The organism is Odoribacter sp. (genome assembly GCF_985060555.1).
On record NZ_CFKYFN010000018.1, the window covers coordinates 1 to 25195 of the forward strand.

A 25195-nucleotide genomic window follows, 5' to 3' on the forward strand; every position below is an offset into this window, starting at 1 on the left:
ACCGGGGGGATCCACCTCTTTCCATTCCGAACAGAGAAGTTAAGCCCCTGAGTGCCGATGGTACTGCCTTATGGTGGGAGAGTAGGTTGGCGCCGAATTGTGAAAGCGAGTTACGAAAGTGACTCGCTTTTTTTTATCTGATTATACTGACTAAACCAATATTTCCTTACATTCGTTGTATTTTTAATGAAGTTATGGAAAAAATTGGATGACATGCGCAGATATTGGCATATACTCCGAAAATATAAGATAAGTCTGGCTCTTTGCCCTATCCTTGTATTGATTACTGTATGGTGTGAAACGATACAGCCCATGTATATGGCCGAAATAGTCGATCAAGGAGTGATGAAGCGCGATTTGTCACTGATTGCAGAGAAAGGAGTGTATATGATTCTTATCTCCTTATCGGGATTGGGCTTTAGTGTGGTGAATGTCTATATCGCTTCGCGTACTTCTATCGGTTTCGGTACGGATTTACGAGGGGCTCTGTTCGAAAAAATCCAGCGTTTGTCTTTTTTTGATCTCGATCATTTCAGTACCTCCTCATTGATTACCCGCCTGACGAATGATATAGCACGGATACAGCAGGTAGTGCTGATGTCGATGCGGATGATGTTGCGTTCACCGTTTATGTTGGTGATGGCCATATTTTTTGTTGTACAGATCAATAAGCAGTTAGCTCTTACCTTGATGGCTTCGATTCCGGCGTTGAGTATCGCTGTTTTTGTGATTCTGAGAAAGGGATTTCCTTATTTTTTAAAAGTGCAGCAGAAAATTGATCAGCTGAATGGTGTGGTTCGGGAAAACCTGATTAATATTCGGGTGGTAAAATCGTTTGTAAGAGAAGACTTCGAAGCACGAAAATTTGTACGTAGCAGTGAGGAACTGAGGGATATGGTGATCCGGGCTTCGAATATTATTGTTGCGATTTTTCCGGTGATGCAGTTGGTGATGAATTTGTCGGTAATCGCTATTTTGTGGGTAGGCGGATATAAGGTGATGGAAGGGGAATTGCAGATCGGAGAGTTGATTTCATTTGTGAATTACCTGGCACAGGTGTTGATGTCGCTGATGTTGTTGTCGATGTTTATCATGGCATCTGCCCGTGCTTCGGCTTCTTCACGCCGGATTATGGAGGTCTTGAATACTACACCTTCTTTGGCGAATACGCCCGAAGGCTTGGCGGACCGGTATAAAATAAAACGGGGGGAAGTGGAGTTTGTGAATGTTAGCTTCCGGTATGGTAATGGAGAAAACGATGTCTTACGGAATGTAAACTTTCATATCCGGCCGGCGGAGACAGTTGCTGTTGTCGGGGCTACCGGGGCGGCTAAGAGTTCGATGGTGCAGCTGATTCCCCGACTTTATGATGTTACGGGGGGAGAACTTCGCATCGATGGTGTACCTGTGAAGGATTATCATCTGAAAGAGTTACATGCCCGTATCGGTATGGTATTACAAAAGAATGAATTGTTTACAGGAACCATATTGGAAAATCTGAGATGGGGAAAACCGGATGCTACTCTGGAAGAAGCCGAAGAGGCCTGCCGGGTGGCTCAGGTACATGATTTTATTCTGACACTCGCCGAAGGGTACCAGACGATATTAGGACGCGGAGGAATCAATCTTTCGGGAGGACAGAAACAACGTCTTTGCATTGCCCGGGCTCTGCTGAGGAAACCTAAGATTTTGATTTTGGACGATAGTACGAGTGCTGTGGATTCGGAAACAGAACTCCGGATCAGGAATAATCTCAATTGTTTGCTGAAAGATACTACTGTACTGATTATAACACAACGGATCAATACAATGCAGTCTGCCGATCGGGTAATCGTATTGGAAGACGGTGAAGTTGAGGCTATCGGTACACCGGATGAATTGATGGCGACCTCCCGGATATATCAGGAGATTTATAACTCACAGCAAATTTTAAATTAGTTATGGCACACGGAGATCACCTGAAATATCAAGCTAAGCCTAAAGCGGGAAGACAAACTCTGTTCCGGCTGACTTCTTATCTGGTATGCGATCGGCTGTTATTGTCTGTCATCGGCGTTTTGATCGTGCTGAATATTGCCGCTAATCTGGGAGGTTCTTATCTGCTCCGTCCGATTATCAATCGCTATATTATTCCCGGAGATTTCCTGGGGTTGGGTAAGATGTTGGGGATACTTATCGGGGTATATCTGACCGGAGTGTTTGCTGTTTATGTGGAATACCGCTTGCTGAATAAGATCGGGCAGCGGACTGTGGCCCGGATGCGCGAAGATTTGTTTCGGAAGATGGAACAGCTGCCGGTGGGGTATTTCGATACCCACCAGCATGGTGATTTGATGAGTCGCTATACCAACGATATGGACCGGATTAGTGATGCTTTGACGGATAGCTTGTCGGATATGTTGTCGAGTGCTTTGACCGTAGTGGGTATTTTTTGTCTGATGTTGGTCATCAGCCCGATCTTGACCTTGGTCACTTTGGTTACTGTCCCACTGATGTTTTGGAGTGCCCGGGGAATTGTTCGTAAAAGTCGGCAATATTTTAAGGCACAACAGGCATCTTTGGGTTCGATAAACGGATATATCGAGGAGATGATTAGCGGGCAGAAGGTAGTAAAAGTGTTCGGGCACGAACAGAAGGCGATCTCAGATTTCGAGGAACTGAACCAGGATCTGAAGGGAAAATCACTGAAAGCGCAGTTCTATTCGGGCTTGATGATGCCTGTGATGCAAAATTTGAGTACCTTGAACTATGTGCTGATCACTATTGTGGGGGCTTTGTTAGCTATATTCCGGGGTTTTGATGTGGGAGGTTTGGCAGCATTTTTGCAATATTCCAGACAGTTCGGACGTCCTATCAACGAGCTGGCGAGTCTTTATAATAGCATCCAGGCAGCTTTGGCTGGAGCTGAACGAATATTCGAGGTGATCGACGAACAACCGGAAGCTCCCGATTTACCGGAGACCGTGAATCTGGAGAAGGTGAAGGGAGAGGTGGTTATGAAGGAAGTTTGGTTCGGCTACCGACCGGAAAAAATGATTCTGAAAGGCATTTCTTTTCAGGCGGCAGCCGGGCGTAAGATTGCTTTGGTTGGAGCTACCGGAGCCGGTAAAACGACGATACTCAGTATGTTACCCCGATTTTTCGATATCCGGTCAGGAGAAATCCGTATAGACCGGCAGGAGATTCGTTGCATACACCGGAATAGTCTTCGGCGCTCGATGGCTATTGTCTTACAGGATACCCATCTGTTTACAGGTACGGTACGGGAAAATATCCGCTTCGGCCGTTTGGAAGCCACCGACGAAGAGGTCATTGAGGCGGCTAAACTGACTGCGGCTCATTCATTTATTAAGCGGTTGCCTCATGGTTACGATACTTTACTGGAGAATGATGGTGCTAATTTGAGCCAGGGACAACGACAGTTGCTGAACATTGCCCGGGCGGCAGTGGCCGATCCTGCCATTTTACTATTGGATGAAGCAACCAGTAATATCGATACCAGAAGTGAGATCCTGATACAAAAAGGATTAGACCAATTGATGCAGGGGCGTACCAGTCTGATCATCGCCCATCGTCTTTCTACTATCCGTAATGCCGATATGATTTTGGTGCTTGAACGCGGGCAGATCGTCGAGCGGGGTACCCATGAAGAGTTGCTTCGGATGAAGGGAAAATATTTTTCTTTAAATCAAGAACAATTCCGTTGATTATCAATTTTTATGTGTGAAATTCCTTGGTTCCTGTCCGGGGAGCGGAAAACTTTTGAGGGTATAGCATCCCCAGAATTAGGCATTTTTTGGAAATATTTCAGTAATATTAGGTATTTTTACATCTTTTATAGGAATGTGTTTTTGCTTCAAAATTTTGAAGCTATGTTTTTATGGAATGAGAAAGCAATTCAGATTGTCGCAGGGCCTTGTAGTGTTGAGTCTGAAGAGCAATTGTTCGCAACAGCGCGTGGCCTGAAGAAGATAGGGATACAGACACTGCGGGGAGGGATTTGGAAACCCCGTTCAAGGGCTCATCATTTCGAAGGGGTGGGAGAATCAGGCTTGCGGTGGTTACAACGGGTACTGCAGGAATTAAGTATGCAGGTGGCTATCCCGGGATTACCTCTTTTTTGCGGATCAATGCATCCGGACCTGTTTTTTGTCCGTGATGTCGATGTGAATTATGCCGGAGTGGTAAAAGGAAGAAAAGAAGAATTTGTACGTTTGGGATTGACCGAGAAAACACACTATCTGGCTAGTACCGGTATTCAGGGACAGATTGCCGATTCCCGTAGTTTGGTGTTATTGGATGCTTATGCTGTGGATGGCTTGCAGGCAGAGCAGATTCGTTTTTTGCATGCCCCGGAGTATCTGAATCCTACTTATGAATATGGGGTGACTTTCGAACGGGGAACGGCAGTGGAATACGGTGATCGTAAGCATATCTTTATTTCTGGTACAGCGAGTATCGACAATCGGGGGGAAGTTGTTTATCCAGGGAATATTGCGGGGCAGACGCGCAGGATGTTACTTAATATCGAAGCTTTGTTGAAAGAGGCTGGAAGTAGTTTAGCCGATCTGGCCAAAATGATCGTTTATCTGCGGGATATCGCCGATTATCCGATTGTCCGGGATTTAATGGAACAACAATTTCCCGATGTTCCTAAAGTGATTGTTCTGGCTCCCGTATGTCGCCCCGGATGGTTGATCGAAACAGAATGTATTGCGATTAAAGCAGGAGGAAATCCGGAATTCAGGAATCTATAAACGAATTGTGCATTTCATGGTTGGAAAAACCGGAGCGAGAAATGAAAGGCGGCCAGAACCCAGAGTAAAGTGTTGTGTTATATGAATGTCGGAATTTCCGAAAGAATTGGTGTATTTTTTGAAAAGGGCAGCAAGTTGAAAAAGGAAAGGAACTCTGGGTTCAGCTTATGCCATTCGTTTTATGATATAACGATTAGTGTGCCATAATTGAGGTTTGTGATTTAAGTTATTGGTTATCAGTGGATGACCGTTTTCTTGAAAAAATAGAGATGTGTAGAATTTTTCTACAATGTAAAAGGATATTTTCTACAATTGTAGAATTTTTCCACAATTGTACTGAATTGGGAGGCCTGATTTTCAGAAAAGACAGGAGGAAGGGAATGTTTGAAAATTTTCCGGGAAATATAGATTAGATATGCCGGAATATCTTTAATTTTACACGCCTTTAATTTTGAAAACGTTTTCAATTAATTTTAATGATATAACAATGGCTAAAGAACAATTTTTAGGAAGACATGTCGGCCCACGTCCGGAAGATGTAGAGGAGATGTTGAAGGTGATCGGAGTGAAGTCTGTCGACGAATTGATAGAACAAACAGTACCGGCATCCATCCGTTTACAGGAACTGTTGGATTTGCCTGCTCCTTTGACTGAAGATGAGTTTTTAGCTCGGATACGGGCTGTCGCTGCTAAGAATAAACTATATCGTTCGTTTATAGGACAAGGATATTACGATACCATTTCTCCGGCTGTTATTATCCGGAATATATTGGAAAATCCGGCTTGGTATACTTCTTATACTCCTTATCAGGCCGAAGTATCCCAGGGACGTCTGGAAGCTTTGCTGAACTATCAGACCATGATTATCGAACTGACAGCTATGGAGATCACCAACTGTTCTCTGCTGGATGAAGCGACTGCTGCGGCAGAAGCAATGACTATGATGTATGCTCTGCGGGGAAAGGAAATGAAGAAAGCCGGAGCAAACAAGTTGTTTGTAGATAATAAAGTATTCCCTCAGATTAAAGATGTATTAGTCACACGTTCTGCTCCTCAGGGAATCGAACTGGTTTACGGAGATTACGATACTTTTGAATTTACTCCGGAAATATTCGGAGCTTTAGTACAATATCCTGCTGCTAACGGTGCGATCCGGGATTACAGAGCTTTTGCCGATCGGGTACATGCCAATGGTTCTCTTTTGACTGTTGCCGCCGATTTGATGAGTTTGGTATTATTGACTCCTCCCGGAGAGTGGGGGGCCGATGTGGTTGTCGGTACTTCGCAGCGGTTCGGTATCCCGATGGGATACGGTGGGCCTCATGCTGCCTACATGGCTACTAAGGAAGAATACAAACGGAATATTCCGGGACGTATTATCGGTGTAACGATCGATGCTCAAGGAAATAAAGCATTGCGTCTGGCTTTGCAAACCCGTGAACAACATATCAAACGTGAAAAAGCATCTTCAAATATCTGTACAGCCAAGGCATTGAATGCTACGATGGCTGGTTTCTACGGTGCATGGCACGGTCGGGAAGGTTTACAGCGGATAGCACGGCATATCCATTCGGCTGCTGTTATTCTGGCGGAAGAAATTAGTAAATACGGCTATCAGCTGAAGGAAGGAAAATTCTTCGATACGATCCGTTTCGTGCTGCCGCAGGGAGTGACTCAGGAAATGATTCGGGAAGTAGCTTTGGAACATCAGATCAATCTGTTCTATTGTGCTTGCGGAACGACTGTCGGATTATCGACCGACGAGAAGATCAGTGAAGCTGAAATCAATGAGATCATCGGTATTTTTGCCGAAGCTGCTGGGAAGAAAGCTGAGAAAGTGACTTTCCTGGACGATTGCACCGTACTCGATCCTGACATGTTGCGGGAGGATGAGTTTATGGCTCAGCCGGTATTCAATATCTATCATTCCGAGACGGCCATGATGCGTTATATGAAGAATCTGGAACGCCGGGATATCTCTTTGGCGACCTCTATGATTTCTTTGGGCTCTTGTACGATGAAATTGAATGCCGCTGTAGAGATGATGCCGATCACCTGGCCTGAATTCGGAGGTATGCATCCTTTTGTTCCGTTTGATCAGGCGGAAGGGTATCAGCAAATGATCCGTGAGACGGAACAAATGCTGGAAAAAGTGACCGGATTTGCAGGTTGCAGCCTGATGCCGAATTCCGGTGCTGCCGGTGAATATACCGCTCTGATGGTATTACGTCAATATCATATTTCCCGTGGAGAAGGTCACCGGAAGGTGATGTTGATCCCCGCCTCCGCTCATGGTACGAATCCGGCTTCCAGTGCTATGGCCGGTTTGCAGATTATCGTAACGGCTACCGATCCAGAAGGAAATATCGATGTCGAAGATTTTCGGGCTAAAGCGGAAGCGAATAAAGACAATCTGTTCGGGGCTATGATTACTTATCCTTCTACCCATGGTATTTTTGAAGAATCAATCCGGGAACTGGTGAAGATTATTCATGATAACGGTGGACAGGTCTTTATGGACGGAGCGAATATGAACGGTCAATGTGGTTTGACAAGTCCCGGATTTATCGGCGCCGACGCTTGCCATTTAAATTTGCATAAGACGTTTGCTATGCCTCACGGTGGTGGTGGCCCGGGTGTCGGTCCGATCTGTGTGGCTAAACACCTGGTAGATTTCTTACCTTCACATGCTGTGGTGAAGACTGGCGGAGAACAAGGAATACATGCTGTGTCAGCCGCTCCTTATGGCTCGGTGAGCATGCTGCCTGTGACCTATGGCTATCTGTTGATGCTCGGAGCAGAAGGTTTGAAGCACGTAACTGAAATGGCTATCCTGAATGCGAACTATCTGGCTTCTTCATTTGAAAAGCTCGGCTTTAAAATTTTGTTCAAAGGCAAACAGGGACGCGTAGGGCATGAAATGATCTGGGATTGCAGCGCTTTCAATAAAGAATATGGTATTTCCGAGCTCGATATTGCTAAACGGTTGATGGACTTCGGTTTCCATGCACCGACCCTGTCGTTCCCGGTACATGGTACTTTGATGGTGGAACCGACTGAAAGTGAACCGAAAGAAGAACTGGATCGTTTTATCGAAGCACTGAAGACAATCCGCGAGGAAATGTGTGAGGTAGCCGAAGGAAAAGCAGATAAAACCGATAATGTACTGAAGAATGCTCCGCATACGCATAAGGTTCTGACAGCTGACGAGTGGACTCACACTTATCCGCGTAGTAAAGCGGCTTATCCGCTGCCTTGGGTGGCTGAGAATAAGTTCTGGCCTCAAGTAGGACGCGTAGACGATGGGTATGGCGACCGCAACCTGATGTGTACCTGCGATCCGCTTTACGATTATGTGAACGACGAAAATTAAAGATCGGTCGATCATATTTTAATCCCGGGACGGTTGAAGCCGAATCCCGGGATTTTTTTGCGAAACAACCTATCTGAATAACGAAAAGTTCACGCTGCCGTATTGCCGGTGTTCTGAAAAACGGGGGTGACTGGAAAAGTCGGTGTTGGCCGGATGTTCTATAATAGCAATCCCATTTTCGGCTAACAATTCATTATCGAAGATTGCGGCAGGGATATCGTCGATTTTATCCAACTTATAGGGAGGGTCGGCGAAAATCAGGTCGAATTTCCGTCCTTTTAATTTTTTGCAAGCGATAAAGACATCGGTTTTATAGATTTTTATGTGCTTAAAACCCAATTCCTTTGCAGTCCGCCTGATGAACATATAATGTTTGTAATTCTGTTCGATGGAGACAATCTCCCGGGCACCACGGGAAGCAAATTCATAACTGATACTGCCGGTACCTGAGAATAGATCAAGGGCGGAAATATCTTCCAGGTCCATATAATTGGTCAGTACATTAAACAAATTTTCTTTGGCAAAATCGGTCGTCGGACGGGCACTGAAACTCTTGTCGGGAAAAATCTGCCGTCCTCGGTGAGAACCACTGATTATTCGCATTTGTGGATATTTAGCAAGTGGATAAAACTGGAATTATTCAATTCATTATTCCGTACGAGCTGGGACAATGGGGCGCAATTCAGGATAGATACATTCGGGATGTATTTATTCATGAACGTCAGTAAATTCGGATCGTTGACCAGATTGCCCGATAAGGAGGTATGCACGTTCTCTTTATCGATATGACATTGTTGCAGACAATTCAGGGTGTAATAAATCAGGTCAGTCACCGAACCGTAATCAAAAGAATTGAACAACAGTACCTCGTTGTTCTGAGTCAATAATAAATCGAAATACCGATCGTGTATGTCGATAAATAGATGATTGGTATTGAATTGAATGCTTTCGATAGCTTGAATGATAAAAGCATAAGCATTATTGACGATACACAGCGAAGCATAACGGGAGCTCAGAAAATTGACGAAACTACGTGGGAGTACTTCGACCAGGTAACTTTCGATCGCTTTGATTTTCCGGTATAATAAGATATCGTTTTTCTGAGGTTGCAGGCAGATCCGGTACATATCTCCCAAGGTATTCTTATTGAACACATGGGCGGGCAACAGGATTTTTTCTTTTTGGCAAGGTAGAATATATACTTTTTTATATTTTAAATTCAATAGTTCATCTTCCACCATGATTTTTTTTACCTTGGCAATGACGGCATCCTGGCTATCCAACTGGTAAGGCTGGAAAAAAAACACCAAAAGCTGGTGATTATGATTGTGGACACAAAATGAAAGTCCATCCGTCGAGTAACGGATGGACAAAATATATTGTGAAGAATTTTCTTTTATGAAATTACTGTCAATATAATATACGTTCTGCATGCAACTACATTATTCCCAGTTACCTACGTTATTATTCGCTTCTTTCAGGTCACCGACTTTCAGCCCCGGATATTTCTTCAACCTTTTTCTTTCACCGTTTTCCTGAAGGATTTCGTCTTTGTATTGATCTTCGATGTCTTCAAAGATATAGGTATTGGAAATCCAAGCCTGGAAAAGAGGGACTTCTACTCCTGAATCGGTAAACATAGAAGAGGCACCCATATTGAATTGATATTTCCGTTTCGTGAAAGGCACATAACGGAGATCGTCGATCGGGTAATCTTTATTGAAAATGGTTTCTAAAACGCCTTGTTTTACAGTGTCACGAACAATCCGCCCTTCTTTGATAGCCTGAGCTTCGGTAATTCCTTTTTCCAGGTCTTCGTCGCTCAACGAACCGATTGAACGAACAACTTTTACCGAGTCGTATTTGATGAAATTGATCAGAGTGTCAAAACTACCGGTATATTTCCCATATACTCCTTTATAAGCTTCCTGAGCTGTACGGATATCTTTCAGACGATCGGCAATTCTCGCATATCTCTGTTCTTTTATCACTTTAAATTGTTGAGGAATCTTAATACTTTCGTAGCATTTATAGCCAAGAAAAATAATAATTCCGGCAAGGATAATCTGAATAATAAGCTTTTTCATATTTAACGTTATTTTTGTATGATATTAATGCATAAATTTTCATCAGACCTGTGAGGTTGATCCTAATTTCGTATCTTTATCCCCGCAATTCAAACGTTGTCAACGCAGCACAAAATCTTAATATTGCTCGCAAATTTAGGAAAAAATTTAGATTAAAGGCATAATCTTCTATTAAATTTCATGATGATCCAAAAACATTTTGAAGATATTATCCGGAAGAAATTCGGTTATGATTTTTCTCCGACCCAACAGATCGCTGTTGAGCATTTTATCCGTTTTTTCTTTGCCCGGGAAGAAGAAGGGATTTTTCTGTTGAAAGGATATGCCGGTACGGGAAAGACTTCATTGGTCGCTGCTATTGTGAATGCTTTGGTAAGCCTTGAGTATAAAGTCGTTTTGCTGGCCCCGACCGGTCGGGCGGCGAAGGTTTTTGCCGGTTATGCCGGACAAGCGGCTTTTACGATCCACAAAAAGATTTATCGTCAAAAGTCTTCGACCGATGGAGAAGGCTTGTTTAATCTGGGATTTAATGCCGGTGCTGACACCTTGTTTTTTGTCGATGAGGCTTCGATGATTTCAAATGCCGATGGGGAAGGTAATTTCGGGAGTGGTTGTTTGTTGGACGATTTGATACAGTATATATATAATGGACGGAATAACCGTTTGATACTGATCGGGGATGTGGCTCAGTTACCCCCTGTAGGCCTGGATATTAGTCCGGCCTTGGACAGACGGGAACTGGAAGCTGCTTATAATTTCAAGGTGACCGAGGTGGCTTTGACCGATATTATGCGGCAGGCAGAACAGTCGGGTATTTTATACAATGCCACACAGGTACGGAGTCTGATCGGAATCGGATCGGAAAATCTGCGGCTCAGGATCGGAAAATTTCCCGATGTTTTTAAGATCGGTGGTGGGGAACTTCTGGAAGAAATAGATTCCTGTTACGGGCGGTTCGGGGAAGAAGAAACGATTGTCGTTTGTCGTTCGAATAAACGGGCCAATCGGTTTAATGAAGGAATACGCCGCACGATCTTATACCGGGAAGAGGATTTTTGTAGTGGAGACCGGATTATGATCGTAAAAAACAATTATTTCTGGGGAGCTGATTATGAAAAAATCGATTTTATTGCCAATGGAGATATGGCTACCGTACAACGGGCCGGCAGAAGAGTAGAGCTTTATGGTCATCATTTTGTAAATGCTACACTGAAGATAGATGGGTATGAAGAAGAGGTGACGGCTTGGGTTATGCTGGATACCCTGATGTCCGATTATCCGGCGATGACGTATGAACAAAACCGTATATTTTATCAGGCTGTAGAAGCCGATTATGCCGATATCCCTTCTAAAAAGAAACGATTTGAAAAAATCCGGGAAAATGAATATTACAATGCCTTACAACTGAAATTCGCTTATGCCGTTACCTGTCATAAAGCTCAGGGGGGACAATGGGATGCCGTGTTTATCGATCAGGGGTGGTTGCCGGAGGAGATGCTGAATGATGAGTATTGGCGTTGGTTGTATACGGCGATTACCCGGGCACAGGAAAGGGTATATTTCGTCAATTTTAAAGAAGAGTTCTTCGAAATACCGATTTGAAAATAGGCTAATGTACCGGTCTGTATACACAGTGCGGTACATTAGCCTGCCGGGTATTAGTTTATTTTCAGATCGGCCATCATTGCATCGATTTTAGCTAAAGCTTCAGCTTGGGCTTTATGAAAATCGTTTACATTTTTCATCGTGGCACGGGCTTCGAAATAGAATTTTATTTTGGGTTCGGTACCGGAAGGACGAACGGAGATTTTGCAACCGTCGGCCAGGAAGAATTGAAGTACGTCACTGGTGGTTGGAAAATCCATGGTTTTTGTTTCTCCGGTTTTCAGATTGATTTCCTGTAATGTTGCATAATCTTTTTTGATGATGATTTCACTGTTATTGATCGTTTTCGGGGTGTTGTGCCGGAGGTTGTTCATCATATCTTTGATTTCCTGAGCTCCGGTCAGGCCTTTGCGTACAATATAAACCATTTTTTCTTGTGAGAAACCATATTCAGCATAGATCGATTCGAGAATACCGAACAAAGTTTTCCCCTGATCTTTTGCCCAGGCAGCAATTTCTGCCATCAAAGAGGTCGAAGATACGGCATCTTTATCCCGGGTAAAAGAACCTGGCATGAAACCGAACGATTCTTCACCGGCTCCGATGTAACCTTCAGCTCCCTTTTTACGGATCATATCGGCGATCCATTTGAAACCGGTGTATACATCGTAACAGGGAATCCCGTTCTTCTCGGCGATATCTTTAATCAGCTCGGAAGTAACGATCGTTTTACCAGTATACTCGTTGCCTTTGAGTAGGCCTAATGCTTTCCTGCGCTGGATGATATACCAGGTAAAAATAATGTTGGTCTGGTTGCCGTTGAGTAGAATCCACTCGCCCCGGTCGTCTTTAACAGCGATACCGATACGGTCACCGTCCGGATCACAAGCCATAGCCAGGTCGGCATCGATCTCCCGGGCTTTATCCAATGCCATCTTGAAGGCTGCCGGTTCTTCCGGATTTGCAGAAGCTACGGTTGGAAAATCACCGTCGGTAATCATCTGTTCCGGGATAGTGGTGATATTGGTGAACCCCCAATTACGTAAAGAAGCAGGCACTAATTTATAAGTGGTACCATGTAAGGGAGTAAAAACAATTTTCAAGTCGTGCTGATGTTGAATGGCTTCCGGAGATAAACTCAGGGTTTTTACTGTATTCAGGAATTTCTGGTCAAAGTCTTCGCCAAGAGTCTTGATTTTATCCGGGACAGCCGTGAACTTAATATCGGTGACCTTCACTTTTTTTACTTCGTCGATCACATTTTTATCGTGAGGGGGAACTAACTGTGAACCATCATTCCAGTAAGCCTTATAACCGTTATATTCTTTCGGGTTGTGTGAAGCGGTAATGATGACTCCTCCTTTACATCCCAATTCACGGATAGCAAACGACATTTCCGGTGTCGGACGCAGCGATTCGAAAAGATAAGCTGTAATGCCGTTGGCTGAAAAAATCGCTGCAGTCGTTTCTGCATATTCCCGCGAATGATGGCGGCAATCGTGGCCTATACATACTGAATTATTTTCTCCCGGGAACAGCCGGTTAATATAATTGGCGAAACCTTGGGTAGCGGCACCTACCGTATAAATATTCATCCGGTTGCTCCCCACACCCATAATTCCGCGTAACCCACCGGTACCGAATTCCAGATCGTTGTAAAATGAGTCGATCAATTCGGTCGGGTCACTGGCATTCAACAGGCGTTCTACTTCTGTACGGGTAGCTTTGTCGTAGGCATCGTTCAGCCACATTTCGGCTTTGGCTCTGGCTTTTTGAATAATTTCAGTATTCTCCATAATGTATTTTTTATTGTTGTGATGATTCTGTCTTTGTTGATACGATAAAATATTCCTTAAAGATTTGACAAAGATAGGAAATAAAAAAAGCCCTGCAACGCAGAGCTTTTTTATTTTTAACTTGATCTTTAAGATCTCTTTTCTTTGATTTTGGCTTTCTTACCGGTAAGATTACGGAAATAATAAATCCGGGCACGTCTTACTTTTCCGACTTTGTTTACTTCGATTTCTTTGATAAACGGTGATTCTATCGGGAAAATTCTTTCAACACCGACATTTCCTGACATTTTACGAACAGTGAAAGTTTTAGTGCTTCCGGTTCCTTTGACCTGGATAACTACACCACGGAATACCTGGATACGCTCTTTATTTCCTTCGACAATTTTGTAGTGAACGCTTACTGTGTCACCTGTGTTGAATGAAGGATGCTCTACTGGGTTCTCAGCGGCAAATGCCTGTTCTGCAACTTTAATTAAATCCATTATTTCAAATTTTAAAAATCCATTTATCGGACACAGTATTATCACGGAGTCTTTCGTATAAGAGACTGTGTACGTTTTTATCGAGGTGCAAATGTAGGAAAAGTTATTTTTATATGCAAATGATTCCCTTTTTATTTTATAACTTCTGAAAAGTTTATGTATAAAAGAGGAACTATCTATCCGGTTATTTACAAGGCTGGTCTGAAAACAAGCCGGTATTTTGAAGGGTATTGAAAGAGAAAATATTGATAAAGAGTGAGATTAGGGGCGAAACGAAGAAATTCTGAGGTGGAAACGTTTGTATAATTTTGCTGAAAAAATTTTTTATTCCGAAAAAAGGTCATATCTTTGTAATCGGAGGTGAGGATTCCTAGTATCAACAGGAATTCTTTTTAATAAAGGCACTTATTGGAGGATAAGTGTCATTTATTTTTTTATGTATAAAATAAATGTTAAATAAACGGTTATGAGCAACAAAGTGTCTTATGTAACAAAAGAGGGATTGAAGAAACTACAGGAGGAATTGGAAAGATTGCAGAATGTAGAACGTCCGAAAATTTCCAAGGCTATTGGAGAAGCTATCGAAAAAGGCGATATTTCAGAAAATGCAGAATATGATGCAGCCAAAGATGCCCAGGGGCTTTTGGAAGCAAAAATAGCCCAACTGAAAGATACCATCGCGACCTGTCGGGTGATCGATGAGTCACAGATCGATACATCTAAAGTACAGATGTTGAATAAGGTGACGATCAAAAATACGAAAACCGGAGCAACAATGACTTATACTCTGGTTTCTGAAACTGAAGCAAATTTCAAGGAAGGGAAGTTATCTATCCATACACCGATTGCACAGGCTTTGGTCGGAAAGAAATTAGGAGATAAAGTGATGGTGAAGGTACCTGCCGGTGAAATGGAGTTCGAAATTATGGATATCAGTCTGTAAAATGCGATTTGTATGGCTTCAATTTTTTCTAAAATCGTGAAAGGAGAAATTCCTTCTTATAAAGTAGCTGAGGATGAGTATTATTATGCTTTTCTCGATATTAATCCTTTGCAAAAGGGACATACGCTTGTGATTCCTAAAAAAGAAACCGATTACCTGTTCGATCTTTCGGATGAAGAGTTAGCCGGGCTAATGGTGTTTGCCAAGAAGGTCGCCAGGGCTATTGGTAAAACCATTCCTTGCCAACGGGTCGGTGTGGCTGTATTGGGTTTGGATGTCCCGCATGCACATGTTCATCTGGTGCCTCTCAACGGAGGGGACGATATGAATTTTTGTAATCCTAAAAAGCAATTTCCGGCTGAGGAAATGAAAGCTTGTGCCGAATCGATCGCTACGAATATGTGATTATGAATCCGGCCTGAGAAGGCTGACTGACGATAGAGGAAACGGTCAAAGTAACGAAGAGTTATTTTGACCGTTTTTTTTTCTTCAGAATTTGTTTTTCTGATTATTATATCTACTTTTGTAGTGTATTAGTATATTAATACACTATGAAAATTTATCAATCTTAATATTGAAAAGATGATTTATATTGAAAACTTGGATTTTGGTTATCAAAAAAAACGGGAAGTTTTTTCCGGATTGAATCTTTCATTGACCGGGGGGCATATTTATGGCCTGCTTGGAAAGAATGGAGCCGGTAAGACTACTTTATTAAAATTGATCGGTGGTTTATTGTTTCCTTTGCGAGGCCGGATAGAGGTGTGTGATGCTATTCCCCGGTTGAGGAAACCTTCTTTTTTATCCGATATTTTTTTCATTCCTGAAGAAATCTGTTTGCCGGATATGAAGATGAAAGATTATTTCCCTTTGATCTGTCGGTTTTATCCGAAGTTTGACGAAGAATTATTGTTCCATGCCATGGAAATTTTTGAAGTATCCGAATCGGATAAAATGGGACAAATGTCTTATGGACAGCGTAAGAAGGCTTTGATCAGTCTGGGGATAGCTTGTAATACCCGGTTGTTGATGATGGACGAACCAACCAATGGATTGGATATCCCTTCAAAAAGTCAGTTCAGGCGATTGATTGCGTCGGTGGCTTCAGAGGAACGTTGTGTTGTGATTTCTACTCATCAGGTCCGGGATCTGGAAAATTTGATCGATGCTTTGGTCATTATCGAGAAGAGCCGGATCTTGGTCAATACAACGGTAGAACAGATTACGGATCATTTTGTGTTCAGGCAGCTGAGAGAGGGAGAAACGGCTTTATTTGCCGAAGAATCTTTAAGAGGCCGCTGGGGAATGGTACCCAACTTACAGCAGGAAGATAGCAAACTGGATATGGAATTGTTTTTTAATGCGGTTTTGGAACATCCGGCGGAGATTGAAAAAGTTTTGAAATAGGAAAATGTATAAAATGATAGCTATGAATGAAGTATTTGAATACCGGCGTTTTGGAGCATTGGCCCGGAAGTATTACCGGGAAAATAGGAGGTTAGGAATTATTTTCCTAGGGATCATAGGAATAATCACTTTTTTGTGTTTGTGTAAATTTAATCCTTTTCTGAGGGAATACACGCAAGTAGAAAATCCGGCGGAGGTATCTGATTTTATTCAATATTACAAAGGGGTATATCGTCAGCTGTTCTGGGGACTATATGGATTGTTTGCTTTGGTTGTCGCTCTGCATTCTTTGCGTGATTTTGTTGTAAAAGATAAAATATTGAATACGCTGTTGTTACCGGCTTCTGTCTTTGAAAAATATGTGCTGGCTTTCCTGAATTCCACGGTCGTATTACTTGTCGTTTATTTGTTGATGTTTTATGCTTTGGCTTCGGTTACGAATAGTTATAAATTTACAGGACTCAATCGATTGGAGTATGTAAGCGGGAGTTTCGGGAATCAGGTCCCTGCCATGACTCCCGGACAGGAAGTGGTTCATACCGAAATCGGGAATGTGTTCGACTTTTCGGAGGGTGGGTACCTGATGAATATTTCGTATGACCAGAAAGAACTGAACTATGGAAAGCTGACCAATGGCATTGTAGTGAATATGGTTGTCATTTGGTTTTTATATGTAATGTCGGTAGGCATGTGGGGATCGGTCACTTTCCGGAAGCATCCTTTTATATTGACTTTTTTGGTTCATGTGATATTTTTATTGGCCTTGGTAGCCGTTTCCGTCTGGTTGGGGAATAAGTTGTTCGGGGCAGAGCCACAAATGAAACCCGATGAGTTGAGTTTTTACGGAGGAGAAGTCTTGCCAGATTTACCTTCTTTCCGCTGGTTACTGGTGTTCTATATTTTCCCACTGACCTATCAGGCAGTAATTTGGATAAAATTGAAAACGAAACAAGTTCAATAATTGAAAAGACAATGAAAAAATATGATTTAATTTTAGCAGTCCTTTATATTTTACCGGTGATTTTGGGATTTATCATTTTTTATAACTTAAAAAATCCAAGTGATCAGGAGATGGAAAAAGCCGGGGCTTATATCGAAAAATTGTATAAACAGCCGGTAAGTAACGTTGTGATCTATAATACAGATATGGCAGTCAGGGTGATTGAGTCGCCGGAAAAGGTAAAGCAGGGATTTAAAATAACCGGTGTGATACCGTTCCGGCAGGTTACTGGTTTTCGGGTGGCCGGAGACACTTTATATGTAAGTGGCCCCGAGGAATATTCGGGTGTGATATGTCAGTTATGGGTATCTCCCGGTGTAAAAGTGGATACATTGAATGCACCGAAGGTGTGTATCTCAAAGTCAAAGGTTAAAGACAATATTACTGATTATGGACTTTAAGGAGACGCAGGCGATTTATTTGCAGATTGTGGATTTGGTTTGTGATCACATTGTCACAGGTAAATGGAAAGCTCAGGAACGGATTCCGTCTGTTCGTGAATTGGGGGTACAATTGGAGGTAAATCCGAATACTGTGATGCGTGCCTACGACTATTTGCAGGCCCGGGAGATCATTTGTAACAAGCGGGGAGTCGGCTTTTTTGTGACAGAAGGAGCTTCGAAGCAGATTACTGAATCCAGACGTGAAGAGTTTGTCGGGACGGAACTGCCCGATATCTTCCGGCGAATGAGTTTATTGGCTATTCCGATCGAATTGGTCGTGGTCGAGTATGAAAAATATAAAGCAGGCAACAATTCTTAGAAAAATGCGTTAATTTTACGGTTCGATAATCGGAACGTAAAATGGAAAAACGGAAAATGTATAATGCCTATGCGGATTTGGAGGGATACAATTGTTTCGGTTGTTCGCCGACAAATCCGTATGGACTGAAATGTAAGTTTGTGGATGAAGGTGAATATATCACCTGCCATTGGGTGCCCTCGGAGAATTATCAGGGCTTTTTTCATGTTTTGCATGGAGGGATACAGGCGACACTGATCGATGAGATTGCCAGTTGGGCAATCTTTTCTCATGAAAAAACAGCTGGTGTGACAACAGAAATGCAGGTGAAATACCGACGGCCTGTCCGGACAGATCAGGGAGAAATTTGGTTGAGAGCCAAGGTGACCGAAGTGGCAAGACGGTTGGTGACCGCTCACGTGGAGCTTTTCAATGAAAAAAATGAGTTGGCGACCGAGGCTGATGTGGTGTATATGATTTACCCGGAAGAAGTGGCGCGGAAAAAATTGGATTGGCCTGGAGCGGAAGCTTTTTATAAGCCTGTAGAAGAAGAGGAATAAATAATAGGGATTAAAGATAAATTTATGAAGTATAAAAATGTCGTGTGGGATTGGAACGGTACTTTATTGAATGATGTGAAAGTCGGTGTGAATACGTTGAACGATATGCTCGGGAGAAGAGGTTTGCCATTGCTTTCTGTAGAAGATTATAAAGAAAAATTCGGTTTTCCGGTCATAGACTTTTATGATCGGGTCGGATTCGATATGGAGAAAGAATCTTTTCATGAACTGTCTGTCGATTTTGTCGAGACCTATGATAAATATGCCGGCGAAGTGGGATTGAACGAAGGAGTAAGAGAGGTGCTGGCAGGCATACAGCAAACCGGTGTAAAACAGTATGTCCTGTCTGCTCTTCGGGAAGATTTGTTGCAACAGATGCTCCGGCATTTTCAGATCGATTCCCGTTTTGACCGCGCTTGTGGGGCGAATGATATTTATGCGGCCGGCAAGATCGAACGGGGACAGCAAATGTTACAGACTTGTCCGATTGTACCCGAAGACACCCTGATGGTTGGAGATACTATTCACGATGCCGAGGTGGCCGACGCTTTGGGGTTCGATTGTATCTTATTTGCAGGAGGGCATAACAATGAAGAACGCCTGCAGAAAAAAGCTCCTGTCATTCATCGGATGAGGGAATTGCTGACCTGTGTTTGATGAGTTATTAGGGGGATAGCCGTATAGCGGTAATTGCCTTGATGCTGAATTTCTTGCAACTTTTGTGCCCCCTGTAATTATTAAAATCTGGAGTAATTGCTTCCTAAAGTTTTTTGAACTCTGCCGGCGCGTTTTTACAGCAGCACTCGTGGCTGTAAAAACGCGCCGGCAGGTTGGGGGACTTTAAAACTTATTACAATTGATATTGTAATAGTTGGGCCACTGCATTCTGATATTCTTTTTCTACATCCAAATAGTTTTGCATACTATCGTAAAGCAGAGTAATCTCTACAAAATAATCGATCATGGATATCTGCCCGGTTTCGAGAGCCTTATTGAGTAATTCGTCGGTCCGTTGGCTGGAAAGAGCCTCTGCATATTCATTCCGGGAGTTTGCCAAAGCTTCGGCTTGCAGGTATAGTTCCCGGAGGGTAGCTTTCAGGGTCTGTTGATTGGCTAAGATATTGGTAACCGTATATTCGGCTTGTGCTTTTGCTTGTTTAACCGTGTTTCTATTTTCCCAAAGCGGAATCGAAAGGCCGATTTTGAAACCGTTCATCTTTGATTCACTACCCCCGTTACGACGGTAACCCAGATCGAATTTAGGTAAAGTCAGGGCCCGGTTTACTTTGATCTCCCGTTGGGCGGATTCGGATTCGCTGCGTAGACTTTTTAATGTGGGATCAGCGGCCAGATACTCCGATTCCAGACTGGAATAGTCCGGTAGAACCTGAGTCTGTGGGTAGTCCGTTACTTCGAAATCGAGGGGGTGGCCACCGTTCAGTGCCTGTAATTTCTCCAATTGAGCCCGCAAAGCCGAGTTATTGAGTCGGCTGGCATTATTGGCATTAATCTTTTCTAATTGAATTTTGTTGTATTCTAATCGGTTGGCATCACCATTCGCAAAACGTTGACGATACAATTCTGCTAGTTTTTCCGCATTTTTCAGCCGTTGGTCCAATAACTGTTTTTGTTTGCGTAAGTATATGATTTCCTGGCAGGTCTGTTGTGCTGTCAGTAAGATCTCCTGACGGGTGGCTGCATATTGGAGATCGGAAGTTGCAGATTTCAATTTGGCCAATTTGTTTTTATTGGCATAGACCGTAGGGAAGTCGAAACTCTGTACGACGGCTAATTCGTTGGCATTTCCGCCTACACTACGGTCGGCCCACAATTGATTTAATTCGACTGTCGGGTTGGGTAAAAAAATCCCCGTCCGTGCTTCCAGCTTTTGTGCTTGGTTTAGTTGCATGCCTGCTTGTAAGGTGGGATTGTTTACCTCGATATTTTTAAGCACTTCCTTGATTCCCGATTGGGAAAATACAGGGAGAGTGACGATCAGAGACAGGCAAAGGATGTATATGTATTTTTTCATAATGATGAATTGTAAATTTATAAATCGGCTTGTATCTCCTGAGGGGTTACTATTGATGCTTCTTTTTTCCGGTTCAACAGAAAATATACGATAGGGACTACAAATCCGTTTAGCAGAGTGGAGCTTAATAATCCTCCTAATATCACCTGTGCCATAGGGCTTTGGATTTCATTTCCCGGAAGATCCCCACCCACAGCCAGCGGAATTAAAGCCAGTGCAGAGGTTAAGGCTGTCATCAGAATCGGATTGAGCCGGTCCAAAGAACCTTGAATAATACTTTCCCTCAGATTCAGACCTTCTTCCCGTAAATGATTGTAGTGGGATACCAGTAGTATTCCGTTACGGGTAGCGATACCGAATAGGGAAATGAATCCGATGATAGAAGGGATACTGATTACCCCTGAGGTAAACCAGATACTGATCACTCCTCCGATGATGGCTAAGGGCAGATTCAACATGATGATACCGGATAAAGGTAAACTCCGGAATTCATGATACAAAATCAAGAATATCAGTAGGATGGAGATCAGGGAAGTCAGGAATAAAGTTCGGGAAGCAGCTGCTTCACTTTCGAACTGTCCGCCATACTCGATGTGATAACCTTCCGGTAGAGAGATTTGTTCGTCTACTGTTTTTTGGATATCGTTGACTACGCCTTTCAAATCCCTGCCGGCAACATTGGCAGAAACGACGATCTTACGTTGTACATTCTCCCGGCTGATGGTGTTGGGCCCGGATAGGGGAAGTACTTCCGCTACATAATGCAGGGGCACTTTACGTCCATCGGCATCCAGCATGAGTTCACCGATTTCTTCCATGCTATCCCGGTCATGGTCGGCTACTTTAATGGTCAGGTCGAAGATTTTTCCACCTTCATTCACTTGTGAAACTACTTTCCCGGCCAGAGCGACATTGATAAATTCGGAAAATTCCGGTAGAGTAATACCATACCTGGCCAACATGTCCCGTTTAGGAAGAATCTGTAACTGAGGACGTTCGATCTGTTGTTCCAGAGTCAGGTCCGCAATACCGTCGATTCCTTGTATAGAATTTTTGATTTCACTTCCCAAGCTATACAGTTTATTCAGGTCATTACCGAATAGTTTGATCGCAATGTTGGCTTTCGTTCCGGAAAGCATGGCGTCGATACGGTGGGAGATCGGTTGACCGATTTCGATATTGGCCCCTTTCAGTTCACCCAATTGTTTTCGTACATCAGCCAGAAATTCATCTCTGTCCCGGTCTTGTAACTCGAAAGGTGCTTCGATTTCGGAGGTATTTACTCCCAGTGCATGTTCATCTAGCTCGGCACGTCCTGTCTTACGTGCCACAGTTTGAATTTCCGGAATCCCCAGGAGAATCTTTTCGGCTAATCCACCCATACGGTCCGACTCTTCAAGTGAGATACCCGGCATGGTACTGATATTGATGGTCAGCGAACCTTCGTTGAAAGGAGGCAAGAAGCTACGTCCTAAACTGAATAGGATGATCAGCGATAAAACCAGTAGGGTGGCAGCTGTACCGATCACTATTTTTTTGTAATGCAGTGCCCAGTTTAACGATTTTCGGTATACCTTTTTTAAGCTGCGGGAGATAAATGGCTCCTTTTCGCTTTTTTTCAATGCTTTTTCGGTAGTCAGCATATAACTACATAATACCGGAGTCAGTGTCAAAGCGATGACGGTCGAAGCAAACAGGGCGACAACGAAAGCAATACCCAGCGGTATCAGCATTCTGCCTTCCATGCCCGAAAGGAAAAATAAAGGAAGAAAACAAGCCACGATGATCAACGTAGAGTTCAGGATAGGCATCCGGACTTCTTTCGAACCTTCGAAAACAATTTCGATGGTCGGGCGTCGTTCTGTGGCGGGTTTGAATCGGTTTTCGCGTAAGCGTTTATATACATTTTCCACATCCACAATCGCATCGTCGACCAACGAGCCGATAGCAATAGCCAAACCTCCTAAACTCATAGTATTGATTGTCAACCCCAAAGCATGCATCACCAGGATTGCCATCAACATAGACAAAGGAAGAGCGACGAGGGAAATGATCGTGGTCCGGAAATTCATCAGGAAAAAGAACAACACCACAATCACAAAAACAGCTCCTTCCAGTAAAGCTTCCTGGATGTTGTGGATCGAACTGTTGATAAAACGGGATTGCCTGAAAATGTCTGTCGAAACCTCGACGTCTTCCGGTAAAGTTTTACGAAGTTCCTGGATAGAGGCATCCAGTTTGTCGGTTAGTTCGAGGGTGTTGGTGCCGGGTTGTTTGGTGACGGTAACCAGCACTGCCGGTTTACCTTTTTCTGAAGCAACTCCTAATTTAGGTGTTTTAGCTCCGATCTGAACGTTTGCAATATCAGCCAATGTGATAGGAAAATCGTCGACGGTTTTAATGACGGCTTTACCTATTTCCTCGACCCGGGTGGTTGCCATAACTCCCTGTATGATATATTCATTTCCGTATTCGTAAAGGATACCTCCGGTGGCATTTTGGTTCATATTTTCTACTACCGGCAGGACCTCGTCCAATCCGATATTGTAATACTTCATACGGGCCGGATCGAGCAATATCTGATACTCTTTGATGTCGCCTCCGATAACGGCCACTTGGGCAACTCCTCCGGTCGAGAGTAAGCGCGGTCGGATGGTCCAATCGGCTATTGTACGTAAATCCTGTAAAGAAGTACTGTCGGCAGTCAGACCGATAATCATCATTTCACCCAGGATCGAAGATTGGGGGCCCAGGGTGGGAGTACCGACATTATCAGGAAGTGCTTCTCCCAGGGTTGCCAGCTTTTCCGATACAATCTGCCGGGCTGTATAAATATTCGTACCCCATTCGAATTCAACCCATACGACCGAGAAACCTGTGGTAGAAGACGAACGTACACGTCTGACGTCGGTGGCTCCGTTGACAGCGGTTTCCACCGGGAAGGTCACCAGCCGTTCTACTTCTTCCGGTGCCATCCCTTGAGCTTCGGTCATCACCACTACGGTCGGAGCATTCAGGTCTGGAAAAACATCCACTTCCATGTTGTGGGCTGTAATGCTTCCCCAAATCAGCAGGGCTACTGCTGCGATCATTACCAACAAACGGTTGTGTAATGAATATTGTATGATTTTATTTAGCATAGTTACTCCATTTTAATGTTCGTGGGTATGACCCGGAATAGCAGCAGAGGCTGAAGCCATTTTCACCTGATAAGCTCCACGGGTAACGATCCGGTCTCCCGGAGTTAAGCCTGATAATACCTGAACTTCCTTGCCATTGTTGGCTCCGAGTGTGACTTCTTGCTTTTGGTAACCTTCTTCATCGAGTTGGCGGTATACATAAAAATTACCCATTTCGTTCGTTAAGGCCGATACCGGAAGGCTCAGTACATTCTCCATGGGATAAGAGAGCAGGTATATTTCGACGAATGAACCCGGAATGATATCACCACGGTTGTCGAATTCGAAGGTTACCGGGATAAAAAATGAATTTGTTCCGGCAGCCTTACCGACGGATAGTAATTTCCCGGATAAATCAGGTAAAGCATATACGCGATTATCGTAAGGAGTTTTAAAGTTGGCATTATTGATGGAATTCAGCGAGTTATAGTATTTTTCAGATACGTCTGCACGTAAAACCAGTTTTTTATTTTGCGATACAGTGGCTATAGCCTGACCTGCTGTAACATATTCGCCGTCTTTGACAGAGATGTTTTTGAGATAACCGGTTAATGGAGTGGTGATCCCGACACCTTTGGCCGATTGTTTACCCGAAATAGCTTCATAAGCGGTTTTGGCGTTCTGATAATTTAAGCGGGCATTTTCAAATTCTTTTTGAGAAACAATCTGATCTTTTACTAATTTTTCAGCTCGTTCGTATTCGGCTTTGGCTTTTTCGTAATTGGCATGGATACGGGTATAATAATCTCCTTCGCCCATGTGCTTCGAAGTAATGTAAAAAAGAGGTTGTCCTTGTTTTACCATACTTCCTTCCGCCTGGTTATTGTTAGCATAGGAAATAACCCCGTTGTTGGTGGCTACGATGATCGATTCATCTCCGGGAGCCGGAAGCACCTGACCTGTCGTTTTGATAATCTGGTGGAAGGTTCCGGGCTGTATTTCTTTCACTTCAAAATCTGTTTTGGCTGCCTGTGCTTTTGTGAAGATAATCTCATCACTATGTCCTTCGCCGTTCTCATGTTCCTCTTCTTCATGGTTGTGACCTTCGTGTTCATGGTCGTGATTTTCGTGTTCATGGTCGTGGTTATGAGCTGCATGCTCCTCGGCTGTCTCGTGTTCATGAGAGGATTTTTGAGTATTTTTACATCCGTAAAAACACATCGATAAAATAGTTAGGGCTATAATAAATAGTCTCATATCGTTTTATTTATGGATATTTAATTCGGTTAATTC

At 43.3% G+C, this 25195-nt stretch carries 20 protein-coding genes, 1 rRNA gene and 2 pseudogenes; 15 read left to right on the forward strand and 8 right to left on the reverse strand.

All coding sequences use genetic code 11. The features are described 5' to 3' along the window. The 6 genes and pseudogenes from rrf to gcvP form a co-directional block, all read left to right on the forward strand. Positions 1–98: ribosomal RNA gene (gene rrf / locus AC5RDS_RS02230) — 5S ribosomal RNA — on the forward strand; the annotation flags it as partial. A 115-nt stretch (positions 99–213) separates the two neighbouring features. Further along, a complete protein-coding gene (locus tag AC5RDS_RS02235) occupies positions 214–1938 on the forward strand; it encodes an ABC transporter ATP-binding protein (protein WP_013612136.1) in 1725 nt (574 codons plus the stop codon). A 2-nt stretch (positions 1939–1940) separates the two neighbouring features. Beyond that, positions 1941–3707 (forward strand): ABC transporter ATP-binding protein, encoded by a 1767-nt coding sequence (locus AC5RDS_RS02240; RefSeq protein WP_493711290.1) that lies wholly within the window; start codon positions 1941–1943, stop codon positions 3705–3707. A 165-nt stretch (positions 3708–3872) separates the two neighbouring features. Then, positions 3873–4040, forward strand: a pseudogene (locus AC5RDS_RS02245) (phospho-2-dehydro-3-deoxyheptonate aldolase); the annotation flags it as partial. A gap of 82 nt (positions 4041–4122) precedes the next feature. Next, positions 4123–4757 (forward strand): annotated as a pseudogene (locus tag AC5RDS_RS02250) (Rid family hydrolase); the annotation flags it as partial. 487 nt (positions 4758–5244) lie between these two features. Further along, entirely contained in the window at positions 5245–8130 is a 2886-nt protein-coding gene (gene gcvP / locus AC5RDS_RS02255; RefSeq protein ID WP_013612133.1) for an aminomethyl-transferring glycine dehydrogenase, read from the forward strand. Positions 8131–8199: 69 nt separating this feature from the next. Here the strand turns inward: gcvP and AC5RDS_RS02260 are convergent, their stop codons facing one another. The 3 genes from AC5RDS_RS02260 to AC5RDS_RS02270 are packed head-to-tail and all read right to left on the reverse strand — an operon-like array spanning position 8200 to position 10217. Beyond that, a complete protein-coding gene (locus AC5RDS_RS02260; RefSeq protein WP_013612132.1) occupies positions 8200–8733 on the reverse strand; it encodes an RsmD family RNA methyltransferase in 534 nt (177 codons plus the stop codon). Further along, positions 8724–9563, reverse strand: a complete 840-nt coding sequence (locus AC5RDS_RS02265) for a DUF3822 family protein (RefSeq protein ID WP_118122261.1) — start codon at positions 9561–9563, stop codon at positions 8724–8726. Before AC5RDS_RS02265 ends, AC5RDS_RS02260 begins: the two co-directional genes overlap by 10 nt. A 9-nt stretch (positions 9564–9572) precedes the next feature. Continuing rightward, positions 9573–10217, reverse strand: a complete 645-nt coding sequence (locus AC5RDS_RS02270; protein ID WP_118108378.1) for a hypothetical protein — start codon at positions 10215–10217, stop codon at positions 9573–9575. A 183-nt stretch (positions 10218–10400) separates the two neighbouring features. On the opposite strand from AC5RDS_RS02270, the gene AC5RDS_RS02275 reads away from it, so the two are divergent. Beyond that, positions 10401–11819 (forward strand): AAA family ATPase, encoded by a 1419-nt coding sequence (locus AC5RDS_RS02275; RefSeq protein ID WP_306443888.1) that lies wholly within the window; start codon positions 10401–10403, stop codon positions 11817–11819. Between the two features lie 56 nt (positions 11820–11875). Here AC5RDS_RS02275 and AC5RDS_RS02280 read toward each other — a convergent pair whose 3' ends face one another. Next, positions 11876–13618 carry a phospho-sugar mutase gene (locus tag AC5RDS_RS02280; protein ID WP_013612128.1) on the reverse strand — a complete coding sequence of 581 codons (1743 nt, stop codon included), beginning with the start codon at positions 13616–13618 and terminating at the stop codon, positions 11876–11878. A 128-nt stretch (positions 13619–13746) separates the two neighbouring features. Further along, complete coding sequence (rplS, locus tag AC5RDS_RS02285) at positions 13747–14100, reverse strand: 50S ribosomal protein L19 (RefSeq protein WP_013612127.1); 354 nt, start codon at positions 14098–14100, stop codon at positions 13747–13749. Positions 14101–14566: 466 nt separating this feature from the next. Between rplS and greA the strand changes: the two genes are divergently transcribed. The 8 genes from greA (at position 14567) to AC5RDS_RS02325 (ending at position 19408) form a co-directional block, all read left to right on the forward strand. Continuing rightward, positions 14567–15043, forward strand: coding sequence for a transcription elongation factor GreA (gene greA, locus AC5RDS_RS02290; RefSeq protein WP_013612126.1), 477 nt, complete (start codon positions 14567–14569; stop codon positions 15041–15043). 12 nt (positions 15044–15055) lie between these two features. After that, entirely contained in the window at positions 15056–15448 is a 393-nt protein-coding gene (locus AC5RDS_RS02295) for an HIT family protein (RefSeq protein WP_013612125.1), read from the forward strand. A gap of 177 nt (positions 15449–15625) precedes the next feature. After that, complete coding sequence (locus AC5RDS_RS02300) at positions 15626–16450, forward strand: ABC transporter ATP-binding protein (protein WP_022159830.1); 825 nt, start codon at positions 15626–15628, stop codon at positions 16448–16450. Positions 16451–16472: 22 nt separating this feature from the next. Further along, positions 16473–17411, forward strand: a complete 939-nt coding sequence (locus AC5RDS_RS02305) for a hypothetical protein (RefSeq protein WP_146752579.1) — start codon at positions 16473–16475, stop codon at positions 17409–17411. Between the two features lie 11 nt (positions 17412–17422). After that, on the forward strand, positions 17423–17851 hold the full coding sequence (locus AC5RDS_RS02310) for a hypothetical protein (RefSeq protein WP_013612122.1): 429 nt from the start codon (positions 17423–17425) through the stop codon (positions 17849–17851). Then, complete coding sequence (locus AC5RDS_RS02315; protein WP_013612121.1) at positions 17841–18212, forward strand: GntR family transcriptional regulator; 372 nt, start codon at positions 17841–17843, stop codon at positions 18210–18212. Before AC5RDS_RS02310 ends, AC5RDS_RS02315 begins: the two co-directional genes overlap by 11 nt. A 41-nt stretch (positions 18213–18253) precedes the next feature. Continuing rightward, the gene (locus AC5RDS_RS02320) at positions 18254–18751 is read left to right on the forward strand and encodes a PaaI family thioesterase (protein ID WP_118104785.1); all 498 of its coding nucleotides are present in this window, start codon (positions 18254–18256) and stop codon (positions 18749–18751) included. A 24-nt stretch (positions 18752–18775) separates the two neighbouring features. Further along, positions 18776–19408 carry an HAD family hydrolase gene (locus AC5RDS_RS02325; protein WP_013612119.1) on the forward strand — a complete coding sequence of 211 codons (633 nt, stop codon included), beginning with the start codon at positions 18776–18778 and terminating at the stop codon, positions 19406–19408. Between the two features lie 193 nt (positions 19409–19601). Here the strand turns inward: AC5RDS_RS02325 and AC5RDS_RS02330 are convergent, their stop codons facing one another. From AC5RDS_RS02330 to AC5RDS_RS02340, 3 genes are read right to left on the reverse strand one after another with little or no spacing between them, the layout of a single operon-like run. Beyond that, positions 19602–20783, reverse strand: coding sequence for a TolC family protein (locus AC5RDS_RS02330; protein WP_272054881.1), 1182 nt, complete (start codon positions 20781–20783; stop codon positions 19602–19604). 17 nt (positions 20784–20800) lie between these two features. After that, entirely contained in the window at positions 20801–23923 is a 3123-nt protein-coding gene (locus AC5RDS_RS02335) for an efflux RND transporter permease subunit (protein ID WP_013612117.1), read from the reverse strand. Positions 23924–23935: 12 nt separating this feature from the next. Then, positions 23936–25159 (reverse strand): efflux RND transporter periplasmic adaptor subunit, encoded by a 1224-nt coding sequence (locus AC5RDS_RS02340; RefSeq protein ID WP_229039750.1) that lies wholly within the window; start codon positions 25157–25159, stop codon positions 23936–23938. Between the last annotated feature and the right edge of the window lie 36 nt (positions 25160–25195).